General features: G+C 41.8%; 8 protein-coding genes and 1 pseudogene. 2 read left to right on the top strand and 7 right to left on the bottom strand.

The genetic code is table 11. The features are described 5' to 3' along the window. Positions 1-530: 530 nt before the first annotated feature. The 4 genes and pseudogenes from BM126_RS01030 to BM126_RS01015 form a co-directional block, all read right to left on the bottom strand. The gene (locus BM126_RS01030; RefSeq protein WP_090987374.1) at positions 531-1,883 is read right to left on the bottom strand and encodes a UvrD-helicase domain-containing protein; all 1,353 of its coding nucleotides are present in this window, start codon (positions 1,881-1,883) and stop codon (positions 531-533) included. Then, positions 1,876-5,376 (bottom strand): helicase-exonuclease AddAB subunit AddB, encoded by a 3,501-nt coding sequence (gene addB, locus BM126_RS01025; protein WP_090987372.1) that lies wholly within the window; start codon positions 5,374-5,376, stop codon positions 1,876-1,878. The genes BM126_RS01030 and addB overlap by 8 nt, the downstream gene beginning before the upstream one ends. A 586-nt stretch (positions 5,377-5,962) precedes the next feature. Continuing rightward, complete coding sequence (gene lepB / locus BM126_RS01020) at positions 5,963-6,526, bottom strand: signal peptidase I (protein WP_090987370.1); 564 nt, start codon at positions 6,524-6,526, stop codon at positions 5,963-5,965. Between the two features lie 41 nt (positions 6,527-6,567). Then, positions 6,568-7,181: pseudogene (locus BM126_RS01015) on the bottom strand (TVP38/TMEM64 family protein). A gap of 692 nt (positions 7,182-7,873) precedes the next feature. On the opposite strand from BM126_RS01015, the gene BM126_RS01005 reads away from it, so the two are divergent. Further along, positions 7,874-8,248: a YhjD family protein gene (locus BM126_RS01005; protein WP_090987366.1), complete on the top strand. Its 375-nt coding sequence runs from the start codon at positions 7,874-7,876 to the stop codon at positions 8,246-8,248. A gap of 333 nt (positions 8,249-8,581) precedes the next feature. On the opposite strand, the gene BM126_RS01000 is transcribed toward BM126_RS01005, so the two are convergent. Next, a complete protein-coding gene (locus BM126_RS01000; RefSeq protein WP_256212937.1) occupies positions 8,582-9,193 on the bottom strand; it encodes a competence protein ComK in 612 nt (203 codons plus the stop codon). Between the two features lie 153 nt (positions 9,194-9,346). On the opposite strand from BM126_RS01000, the gene BM126_RS00995 reads away from it, so the two are divergent. Continuing rightward, complete coding sequence (locus tag BM126_RS00995; RefSeq protein WP_177201265.1) at positions 9,347-9,583, top strand: IDEAL domain-containing protein; 237 nt, start codon at positions 9,347-9,349, stop codon at positions 9,581-9,583. Positions 9,584-9,673: 90 nt separating this feature from the next. On the opposite strand, the gene BM126_RS00990 is transcribed toward BM126_RS00995, so the two are convergent. Both BM126_RS00990 and BM126_RS00985 read right to left on the bottom strand, forming a co-directional pair. Next, positions 9,674-10,483 (bottom strand): YitT family protein, encoded by an 810-nt coding sequence (locus BM126_RS00990; protein ID WP_090987363.1) that lies wholly within the window; start codon positions 10,481-10,483, stop codon positions 9,674-9,676. Between the two features lie 438 nt (positions 10,484-10,921). Continuing rightward, on the bottom strand, positions 10,922-12,178 hold the full coding sequence (locus BM126_RS00985; RefSeq protein ID WP_090987362.1) for a M48 family metallopeptidase: 1,257 nt from the start codon (positions 12,176-12,178) through the stop codon (positions 10,922-10,924). Positions 12,179-12,205 lie beyond the last annotated feature (27 nt).

The following is a 12,205-nucleotide window of genomic DNA, read 5'->3' as shown; positions in this document are numbered from 1 at the left end:
ACTACTGCGGGAGCTCTGTTGCCATGCGGGATTTTCATGAGCCACATTTCTTGCTTTCGCTTGAAATCATCCTCAATAGCTAGTCAGCATTCCCGTTTAGGCAATCCCCATTTAGTACAGTTAAGAACCTAGCTTGCGCAGTGTCGGATGTGACTTTCGTCCTTTAACTCTTATTGAGTTTGGCCGGTCAAGACTCGCTCATTACATCATGTACACGAAAAGATGTATCTTTTACAAATAAAGCAAAACAACCATACTTTATTCCATTGACCGCATGCCGTTTCAGCTGCTCTGCAACATGGCTGACATTAAAGCACCTTGGACTATCATTCAGGCAGTATAGCTTTCATCCTTGTCTGCGCCTTTCACCTCGATATTCATCTTCGCCTAAGCAGCTTTGGCGGATTATACCTTTAATCACATGCTATTGTCCTCAAATCAGTTTCCCAGTTTAAGTTAGTGATCGGTGACAGAGTATTGCCTGCGAGTTTTCTCTGCGGACTTGCTAATGTCCGGATTCTTATCTGCCCTTATGGGCGCACCTGTTTTACATCTCCGACCATGAATAAATTCCCGTCATATTCTCCATCTGACGTAACCAGATTTAAAATAGACTCCTGTACAAGATTTGTGTCCTGATATTCGTCGACAAGCACTTCTTTGAACTGTTTTCTGTACTCCTCAGCAGCTTCTGAAGGTTTAAGGATTTCTCCGCTCTTCTCATTCGTTAAGATATCTAAACAGTAGTGTTCAAGGTCAGAAAAATCCACAAGGTTTTTTTCCGTTTTTTCTGCAGAAAACTTACCGTCAAATTCTTTTACCAGCTCCACAAGGGTTTCGGCATATTCCTTCATATCCTTTATATCCTGTAAATAGTGCTCTGGCTTTCTAATGAATAGCTCTTTTTTTAAATCTTCCAGGATTTTTTTTGCCTTATTGCGCAGCTTTGCTGCCTGATCGACAAGATCTTTATTAAAATCTGCACCGGAGCACCTTTTGGCTGTTGAGAACTTCCAGTTATTCATTTTTTCGTATAATGAATTCCATGATTGGCCGCTTGCCTCGATCAGCCCTTCTGCAATTTCCAGATCAGCAATGAAATTTTCCGCCCTCGGAGCCGGTCCCCCTGGCACTTTAGTCAGCTCCATTCCCTGCTGAAGCAGATCCTTTACGCTTTGAAGCTTAAGGCCGATATCAAAGAGCAGTGTCTTATAGAAAGGCAAATCTTCAATCGATGATCCTTCAGGCAGTTCATACATGGAAACAGTACGATTCAGCCATTCGTCTGGATCAGGATGAGCTCTTGAAAAGTCATGCAGTGTCCTGATCATTCCCTGCAGGGCATCATCATTCCTGTCACTTGTGTAGGCATCCACCAGCCTGAAAAAGCGTTCATTATCACTTCTCCCGTATTGTTCTTCAAAAAGCTCCTCAAGAACTTCATCACGAAGCAGCTCCGCCTCCGCCGAATCAGCAATTCTGAAGCCGGGGTCTATTTCGGTAAGATAATAGTATTTGCGGATCACTTCAAGACAAAAGGAATGCAGTGTCGAAATCGATGCCCTGTTAATCAGGCTGAGCTGTTTTCTGAGATGTTGTGACTGCGGATTTGACCGGATGGCCTTCTCGAGTGCATCTCCTATCCGGTGTCTCATTTCCGCCGCAGAAGCATTCGTAAATGTTACTACCAGCAATTCATCTACATCCATCGGATCTTCTTCCGAAAGAACCTTCTGGATGATGCGATTGACGAGGACTGCCGTTTTTCCTGAACCGGCAGCTGCGGCAACCAGAACATCCTGATCTTTTGCCCAAATGGCCTTCCATTGTTCTGCTGTCCAGTTTTCATTCTCCGGCATAGCCGGAATAATTGTTTTACTCATAACCCTTTATCTCCTCCCTTAACAAGCTGAGAACATCTTCCTGTTTTCTTGGCAGAAGAATTCTGAAATCATTATCCTCTAACGATTGATCGAATTGGCACACCGTTTTAAACGAACAAAATGTACATGGGGTTTTTTCCTTTAATTTATATGGAGCTATATCAACTGTCCCCCCTGTTATACCATCTCCGGCACTTTGGTATACATTCCGCACATGCCGGTTTAACATCCTGAACTCTTCACTGCTCGCAACCTTTGAAACAGACTGCAGGGTTCCGTCTTTCTTAAAACCGGCCGGGATGATATCCGAACTTCCATTCACGCCAATTTCAAGATTTTTATCCATTAATTGAACAACATTCGGATCTCCGAGCACTAGGCCCTTCATTTTAAAGTTCTTTAAAATGGCTTCCTCTATTTCATCCAGTCCAAGCATCCCGCTGCTCTTCACCACTGGATTATGGACATGGAAGTACAGCACACCGGCAGGAGATGCTTCCTTTCCGATTAATGACCTCGAGTGAGTAATAATGATATCAAGATAGGTAAGCATCTGCAGGGACAGACCGTAATAAACTTCGCTCATATTCAATTCTTTTTCGCTTGATTTATAATCCAGCACCCTAAGGTATGTGCCATTTTCCTCCTCTGCTTTATCAACGCGGTCAATCCTGCCTATAAGCTCCATTTTAGTGCCATTTTTCAATGTAAAAGAAAGGGGCGGAAGTTCTGCATTCCTGCCAAATCCAAGCTCAAGGCCTATCGGTGAAAAACCGCTCGCCTTTGCATGTTCGCTCAGCACGATAGAAGCCCTGCCTATGACGTTTTCAAGCTTCCTTCTTAAATAATGATGGCGGTTTGAACTGAGCAAAATTTGATTCTGCAGTTTCGGGGCAAGGTTTTCAACAGCTGCTTTAGCCAGCTGCAGGCACTGCTCCTTGGTCAGGGAAGACCATGCAATGTGATTTTGATATAAATGCTCTGAAATGAGCTTTAGGGCAGCATGGAACATCTCCCCGATGTCCGGGGCATCAAGGCGGTAAATCTTCCTGTCCTGCAATTTCAGCCCATGTGCCGCAAAATGGGAAAACGCACAGCTATTGTACATTTCCATCCTGGATACACTTGCAAGAATGCTGTCCCCGTAAAGTTTTTTGCTAGTCTCTTCATTTAGCGTCTTGACTTTATTCTGATAGAAAAGGCTTGATAGCACACGGACTGCCCGGCGTTTCACTTGGCTGTCATCCATATAGGAATTGTACACATCCCACCATAACGGTTCGATTGGATAGCCCCGCTTTTGTAATTGAAGCTGCGCTGTCAGGTAGGACAGGGCGACATCATAATTCGCTGCGAATCCCGCCTGCGCATCTGCATCGAGATCAGAAGGATCATTCATATACACCAGTTCAGATACATTTGGCACAGCATCTTTTACTCTTTTAATATATGAAGAAGGCAGCAAAGCCTTACCTTCTTCATCTGCCATTGGATATGACAGGTAAAGATCGTGTGATGGAGTCGTGAAGGCCTTATAAGCAGTAAATTCTTCATCCAGAAGCCGTATTTTGGAACCTGGTGCTACCTCCAGTCCATTCGCAGTGAGATTTTCCCTCTCACTGTCAGAGAAGATGCCATCTGAAGCAGCTTTACCCGGCAGCACGCCTTCATTCAAACCTATTACAAAGGCTGCCTTAACAGAATCAAGCCTGGACAAATCCAGGTTTGCCACTAAAACCTGGTCAATCGCAGGAGGAACGATGGAAAACTTCATCGTGTCCATTCCTGATTCCAAAATTGCTGAGAATTGCTTGATGGTTATTTTTTCATCACCTAGTATTTCAACGAACTGATCGAGCAGATCCACAACAGCATCCCATGACTGTTCATGCTCTCTCGCTGAAACCAGGTCACCCTCTTCCTCGGATTCACCTTTCAGCTTTTCCAGTTTCTCCGGAATATGCAATTCCTCCAGATACAGGTAAAGAGCTTCACAGAATTCCCGGCCATCTTCTGCTCGTTTTAATCTTCTCGCAAGCCTTAGTACAGGCTCGGTGAAAATCTGCTTTAAGCCGTTCAGCTCCTCTTCCTGCTTCATTTCTTTGTCAGTCTGCATGCGCTCCTCAAGCTCAAGTCCCCTGATTCTCCGGTAATGCCATCTGTCCTTTGAGGTCCATTTATTTCCCTTAATGCCTCTTGAAAGAACATAGTTTTCCAGACGGTCCACCTGTTCACGCATTTCATGATTGCTGTTTGTCAGAGGAAAAAGAAGCTCCGTCTTTATAGCTCGGAATACTGGCTCATACCTCCAATTGGTAATCAGAATCTCCAGAGTAGAGCGTATTAGTTCAATGAGAGGATGATTGAGCATCGATTTTTTTGAATCAATGAATATAGGAATATGATAATCACGGAAAACAGTTTGAATGATATCATGATATGCCTGGCCATTGCGGATGAGTATGGCAATATCCCTCCACCTGTATTTCTTATCACGGACCAATTCAAGTATGGCGCGTGCCGTGCCTTCCGCCTCCGCTCTTCGGTTCACTGCCTGTGCGATGGTTATATTCCCATGTTCATAGTAAGGTGCTGCCGGTCGGATATTGAAATTCGATTCTAAATGTAAAAGGCCTGGACTTTGCTTAAATCTCACACCTTCATTCAAATGTAAATCTTCTTCAATATCGATGCCCATCCCTGCAGCAGCCTGATATACGCTGTAATAAGTACTTCCTGTCTGGCGGAAAAGGCTCAAATTATCAGGAGGCACAAGCTTATATGGCTTGTCAGCACTGAGTGCAATAGTGACATTGCGGCTCAGCTTCATCAATTGTGCTACAATCAGCAGCTCTTGAGGAGTAAAGCTGTAAAAACCGTCAATGTAGATTTCGGCATCCGCGATATAATCAGACTCCCCAAGTTTTTCTGCGAGCAGTGTAAAATAATCTTCCGAATCCAGATACTTGCCAATAAGCTCATCCTCGAAAGCCTGGTAAATCAGCTCAAGATCGTGCAATTTATCCTGCAGTGCCTTAGAATCTCCGCCTTGCTTATGGGCGGCATACTCCTTGATTTCATTCGGGTTCAGGCAATATCTTTTAAACTCTGTCAAAATATCTTCAATTTGTGCGATAAATCCCTGTTTATCAGCAGAACGCCGAAATAGCGACAAATTCTCTTTTTTGTCTTCTATGATCTTTCTAATCAGCATATTGACGCCAGTGCTGTCTAAATGCATCCTGCTCATGCCGCCTGTATCCTGCAGCACGCGCCAGGCAAGGCGGCTGAAACTGAAGACCTGGGCCCGGATCATTCCCCCGAGGCCGGGTGTTGAGATTAATTTATATTCAGACAAAAAAGTCATCTGGTCCGGAACAAGGTAGATCAGCGGATTCCCGCCAGGATCATCTTGCAGCTTATTGCGGATTTCATCCAGCATCACTGAAGTTTTTCCCGTTCCTGACCTTCCAGTAATAAAACGAAGCGACACTATGCAGCCTCCTAGCTCTCCCACTTTATTTTCATATTTCCCTGCTATTATCATATCAGAAAAACAGCCCTTTTTTCTTTAAAAGGATCCTGTAATTGCTGGCATTTTTTCCTGTGAAACAAGAATCACAGCGCTGCGCCAAGTCCCTGAATGGCACCAGCATTTCCGCATGGCTTTGGTGCCTGCGCATCATGCGGTGGAATCTTCACTGAAAGACTTATCATTTGCTGTACCTGCCAGAATCCAGGTACGACGGATTAATATGTTCCTCCCTTTATTTTACTTTGTTCCCCGCCCATAATCCAATCATATGTTCGTATATTTTGGTTAATCGACCTTTGTGTAAAGTCCATGGTGGCAACACAATCTAAAAAAAACAAAACGTGTCCTGCTGATCCTGAGCAGCACAATAAGTCTTGTACGCCGTTTCCGTCCCAGCTATCCCCTATCCCCGAAAATTGGCGGAGACGTAATATGGCATAGACTCTCACCTGAAGCAGCTTAAATAATCTTCGAAAAAATAGCCTTTAAAAAACTAAAAAAGCAAAAAACCATAAACTGCAGGTCTTTTGCTTTTTTTCACCGTTCAATTCCCTTTAAAATTCACGTTAAATTCCCTTATTGGCCAGTATCTCATATCAACCTTTCCGACCACCTGCTTATAGGAAATGTAGCCAAAGTGGCGGCTGTCCATGCTTTCTAGCCGATTATCCCCCATTACAAAAAGCTTTCCTTTCGGGACGGTATTGGTATCCGTCACATCCTTCAGCGTGAAATCGCCTGTCAGCAGCTGGCCTGGAAAAGGATGTTTGAACCTTTGAAGATATGGCTCAGCATACCGTACACCCTTTATATACAGCTGATCATTTTTATAAGCAATAGTATCTCCAGGAAGGCCTATTACCCTTTTAACATAATCTTCTTTGCTGTTTGCATGAAAAACAATCACGTCAAACCGCTGAATATCCTTCATTTGGTATCCAATTTTATTCACAACAAGCTTATTTCCATCCTGAAGGGTAGGCTGCATAGACTTGCCATCCACTTCATAGCTTGAAAAGAAAAATGCACGAATAAGGAGAAAGAGCACAAAGCCAATGATGCCTGCTTTAAACCAATCAAACAAAGGGCCTTTTCTTTTTTTTTCCATCCTTATGCCTCCATTAGCCGATAGCCTGTTTCTAAGATATATTAACCATTCTCCCTCTTCATGCTCTTATTTAACCTGCCTTCAATTAATTTTCCTGCGTACCATAGAATAAAAATGACTAAAAATACAATGACTGTCCTGACAGGCTTATGTATCAGGGATCTCTCAAATCATAACCAACAAAGCTTATCGTAAAGATCATCACCATTTTCCCGCCGAGAACCGCGAGAATATACTGCACCGGCTTTACTCTGGATAACCCTGCCACAATGTTCACAACCGCAGATGGAGTGAACGGGAAGCAAAGCAGCAAAAACAATGGCCCAAATCCATGCCTGTCCACCCAGTTCATTAATTTTTGGACTTGTTTATGTTTGTGAAGAAACTTTAAAGCTTTTCTTTGACCATATTTCCTGAATATCCAAAATACCAGCAGCGCCCCCGTAATGGCACCAATCCAGGAAAACAAAAAACCGAACCATAATCCAAATGCGCTGGCATTGGCAAAGACAAATACGAAAAGAGGCAAAAACGGCAAGAAAGCCTCAAGCATCGGCAGCAATATCCCGGGTATCGGACCGAATGATTTATATTTCTGCATCAATTCCAAAATATAATCTAAGGTAAACCATTCCTGAATCATGTCAAAGTCCATAGTTATCTCCTTAAGAACACAGGCTATTCCATTCATTTTCTGAGAAGGTATAGTCCAGAGTCAATTGTATAACTTAGATATATCACTTCTCCTTCAAAAAGCAAGAATTATATGTAAATGGTCTATTTTTTTCTTTCCCTAACTTTCTGTTCCCTAACCATGATAAGATGGCTTATTTCATGAAATAACATAGATCGGCTAAAAATGCGCCTGTTTAGAAAAGGGTAATACAATATCACAGACAGTCCTTCTTGAATGGCCATCATACTAGCAGCGGGATGAATTTCCTGCCGTGGAGGCTTGCATCCATGCTGTTTATTGATTAATATAAATACAGGAACATGTGTTCTAAAATGATTTTCATCATACATATAATTGTACGGGAGCTGCTTCTTATTTCATGGGTTTGTTAATCGGATTATGGTGAATATTTAAAGCCTATTGACCTCACCAGATATTTGTATAAAGCACTTCAAATCCTGAAAGCTGAAAACATAACGAACGGGTTATTTATAATTTGCAGCTTTTTTCATATTTCAGCCAATTAAGCTGCTGATTCTGAAATCCGCTTACTGAAATGGAGGATTTAACAAAGAAACAGCACTGCAAAAAAAACACCGCAGACACAGGCTAATAAACAAAGCCCATTTCATAGCCGGTGCATAGACAATCAAGAAGGGAGTTGAAGCTCCGTGACCCGTATACCCGAAAAAGAAAGAAATATTATCGAGCAGGCTATTTATCTTCCAATGGTCATCACGATATTAAATAGCGATTTAAAAATCATTGATGAAAGTCCCTTTAAGTTAAAAAAGCCATACATGGAACTCGTAGAGGAAGCACTGAGTATAGCACAAAAGGATTTAATGGAAGTGCGAAAGCACCTGCGCAGGGAAAATATCAAAGTCAGTGAGCTGAAGAGAGATCTTGATTTTACGATGTATTGCTTTCTTTACCGCGGCTATGAAGAGCATCATAATTATTTCAACCCAAGACTCCGCAACCGGGTAGAAGAATTACTGGCATTTTATCTTGTTAAACGGCTAATGGAAGATGCAAAAAAATAATGCCCGGCAAAGAAAGGATGAAGAGTTCAGTTTGCTCTATGTTTGATTTGATTATCCTTTTACATGTGATGCCATAACTCCTCGCTTGAGGTGCAGTAACAGCTGGCGTGCCGGAATACGTATGGTAAAACCAGGGAAGAGTTTCTTATGAATCATTTAGAGGGAATGGAACAATCCAAACCTTGCGGAAGTGAGTTAATGAGGAAAAAATTGTTGTTTCAATATCCGGCAGCTCCAATAAATACAGAAGCAAAAAAGGAAAGAAATGCTCTCTTTCTTATAAAGGAAGCCTGCTGTTATTCCGTCTATGAATATTCTAAGCTTCCTTTTTTGTTACCTTTTCCGGTTTCCTGGAGTATATGCAGAAGAAAATTCCGAGGCCTCTGAATTTCCTGAACCTGTAAAAAGATAGTAGGACTTTCTTTCGCTTTCTTCTATCCGCTGGGTCAATTTGGCCTTTAGCTGGGCGGTTCTAAGAACCTGATTCCCAAAAGAGCTGCTTGATACAGGCACTTCTATATTCTGTTTACTCCTAAAAACAACTTTCGTATGGGTGGAATCTTTGCGGTTATATCTTGAAACATGTGAATGCGACAGCCAAATGCACTTCGGCCGCATCGGAGAAGTGGTCGGGAAGAAAAAAACAGAGCTTGTCGGATCGATGGCAATCGGTGCTTTATGGGTAATGCCAATCAGCTCTTTGGTTCCGTCTTTTCTGCCTTCATAGCTGCTGCCAAAATACTCGCAGCTTTTTTTAATAATATCGATAGGTTTAAATGGAGAAATAAACTCATCTTCTACTTCTATTATATGCGAGTAGATTTTGCTTCCATAATTAATGGGCATGATCAGTAAGGTGAATGGAGATATCTCATATTCTTCTATATGGCTCGGCTTGAAATCTGTCATAAAACGCTTCCTTCCTATTATCTTTTCTCTCATCATACCATAAATCTCCTACTTTTCTCCTAAAATTAACAAAATATTGTAATTTTTTTGGATATTTTGTCATGTTTTGAATGAATATATATTAAATTTTCTGAATTATCCAACAAATTATTTTATATAATAAAGAAAAGAATGTCAGGAGTGGTTATCTTGAAAAATAATAAATCCTATTCCGACCTCGTTAAAGACTGTTACATGAAAAAACAAAAACGAGAATCTTCCCTTCAGGAAATGTTCATTGACATGATTATTCACGAAGCGCTCCTTAACAGTAAAAAAGACGATTTAGAACGCAAACTAGATGATGCACTGGATAAAAAGGACAAGATCCTGTTCATGAAGTTAAGCAGCGAACTGAAAAAACTTCTTTTGTCGTTCGGCACTTAAGCCTCTATATCAGCATCATGTGATTTCAGCTATTCCGGAGCATGCATACAATAAAGTCCTCTCCAACTATGGAAGAGGCCTTTATTGTAGTTATGACCGATGAAATGATCCCATCACTTCTGCGGTTTCTGTAATATTAACGAATGCATTCCCATCAACATCATTAATCATCGTCTTCACATCGGTTAATTGATATCTTGTAATAACAACCATGAGAATCTTCTGTCCTTCTCCGGTATATGCTCCCTCTCCATCAATCACCGTAATGCCCCGATAAAGATTGGAAAGCAGCTTGCCTTTCATTTCTTCGCCCTTTTTGGTAACAATCATTAAAGTAAGCTTGATATGATTTGTGTGTATCGTATCAATGACCTTTCCTGTTGCAAAGATTGCAACCATTGTATTCAAAGCAGCGTCCCAATTAAATACAAACCCGGAGGCGATGACAACAATGCCGTTCATGGCAGAAATGAGAGCGCCCAATGGAAAATCTCTTTTTTTCGTCAAAAGCATCGCCACAATATCAAATCCGCCTGAGGACCCTGAAGCCCGGAAAATCAAGCCAATTCCAATACCTGTAATAACCCCCCCAAATAAAGAAGACAAAATAGGTTCATGTGAAATGGCATGCACCGGAATCAAATACAAGCTGACAGACAAAACGACTACAGAAAGAATGGTAAAGAGAATAAACTGTTTCCCTAATTTAAACCATCCTAAAATCAGGAGCGGCAGATTCAGCAGGAAATTTAGGATCCCAGTATTAAAGGGAGTAATAATCCCCAGCATAATGGCGATTCCGCTTAATCCGCTGCTTAAAATCTGATGCGGGATAAGAAATAAATTATAGGCAACTCCAACGATGACCGAACCCAAAATGATGTTGAATATCTTATACATAACTGATCCCCTTGCATACGAATTAAGAATTTACTTTATTATAGTAAAGAAACCATAAATATAAAATATAAAAGTATTTTCTGAATATAATGTGTTAATCTGCTGCCTGCTCCTGATTTGAACGAGACGCCTTCATACGTATTATGAGGATTATGCATACAAAATAGCCATCCTGATTACAGATCGGGATGGCTGTTTGCTGCTTATTTTTTGGCTGTTTTCGTAAACTTTGTTGCTATGGAACAAGGTGGTTGATTTCCACTCCAGGATGCTCGCTTTCCGCGGGGCGGGCGGAGAGTCTCCTCGGCTGTGCCTGCGGGGTCTCCCCTTCCCGCTTATCCCGCAGGAGTCTCGCACCTTACGCTCCAATCAACCTGACTTAACAATGGGATCGCCCCACAGAATACATTAAAAAACAACAATCTTTAAGAAAAGAGCCTATTTTTTATATTGCGATGCAGTAGTGATGCGGTCTAGCATGGCTGGATGCGTATAACGGAACCACTTAACCAATACGGGCGGATTCACCTCGCTCAGTCCTGCACGGGTAAGCTCCTGAAAGGTTTTTACGGCGGAATTTTTATCATGTGTCATTTTCATTGCATATTGATCTGCACGGGTTTCCTGATAACGGGAAGCATAGTTTGTAAGCGGGCTCGAGGCGAACAGAAGCACACCTGCAAGCAGCAAAAATAGCGGCAGAGAACGCAGACTGCTGACATCCGATAGCTGAAGCAGCTTCCCTCGCTTTCTCACCATGAAATCCATGAGCTTTGCTATTAGCCAAAGACCTGCAAATGTAAGAACAAGATAGCCAGCAATTCCGTAGTAAATATGCTTTTCTACATAATGGCCCATTTCATGTGCCATTATGAACATTATTTCCTTGTCATTAAGTTTTTTAAGTGTGGTGTCCCAAAGCACAATCCGGGAATTAGAGCCAATTCCTGTGACATATGCATTAAGGGCGTTTGTCTTTTTAGCCATATTCACTTCATACACATGATCTGCAGGAATATGAGCCTTTTGGGCCATCGCAAGAATTTTTGTTTCCAGGTTTTTATCCTTCAGCGGATAAAAATCATTATAAAGCGGATCAATGATCACAGGCTGAACAAACATCATGAATAGTGAAAAGGGAATGGATAACAGCCATGCATACAGCCACCATTTTTTTGCGCTTTTCTTCATCAGCCAGTAAATAACACCTGCAAGGATGAACATAGTGCCGAAACTGACCCAAAAATCAATGATGTTATCCTTCATCCATGAGGAAAAGGATTGAGTACTGATATGATAACTTTTACTATAGGCATAGCTTACATAATCAAACGGAAAAGAAACAGCAAACGAAAGAAGCGAAAGCCAGAATAGATAGACCGCTGTCTGTAAAGCTTTCCATTTTGAAGAAGAAGTTGCCCATTTCTCGAACACCCGGGACAAGCCAGAGATTAAAACCAGGAAATAAAACAGCCATTCATAAGGCGTTGAAAGGAAGAAAATAAAATTCCTGATTTTTGAATAATGCTCACTTAAAAGCAATTCCCTTCCATTCAAAAACGTCGCAGGATCTGCAGCGGTCCCCTTCAAGCCGGAAGGAATAGCGCCAGATGTTCCATAAAAAAGGTACCAGTACATAAAAGCTGCAGAAATAAGATACACACCTACAGCGGCAGCTGCCCATTTTCTTGCCATTGCTTTTCCTCCTTATAAGACAAACCC

It is taken from the genome of Bacillus sp. OV322 (assembly GCF_900112495.1).
GTDB lineage: Bacteria > Bacillota > Bacilli > Bacillales > DSM-1321 > Peribacillus.
The sequence above is the reverse complement of the archived record's forward strand: the minus strand, read 5'-3'. Positions and strand labels throughout refer to the sequence as shown.

What these genes read in the sequence shown, in the direction of transcription:
- BM126_RS00985 (WP_090987362.1), bottom strand. Translation starts at nt 12,178, where the DNA reads ATGGCAAGAAAATGGGCAGCTGCCGCTGTAGGTGTGTATCTTATTTCT.
- lepB (WP_090987370.1), bottom strand. Translation starts at nt 6,526, where the DNA reads ATGGAAAAAAAAAGAAAAGGCCCTTTGTTTGATTGGTTTAAAGCAGGC.
- BM126_RS01000 (WP_256212937.1), bottom strand. Translation starts at nt 9,193, where the DNA reads ATGATGAGAGAAAAGATAATAGGAAGGAAGCGTTTTATGACAGATTTC.
- BM126_RS00990 (WP_090987363.1), bottom strand. Translation starts at nt 10,483, where the DNA reads ATGTATAAGATATTCAACATCATTTTGGGTTCGGTCATCGTTGGAGTT.
- BM126_RS01030 (WP_090987374.1), bottom strand. Translation starts at nt 1,883, where the DNA reads ATGAGTAAAACAATTATTCCGGCTATGCCGGAGAATGAAAACTGGACA.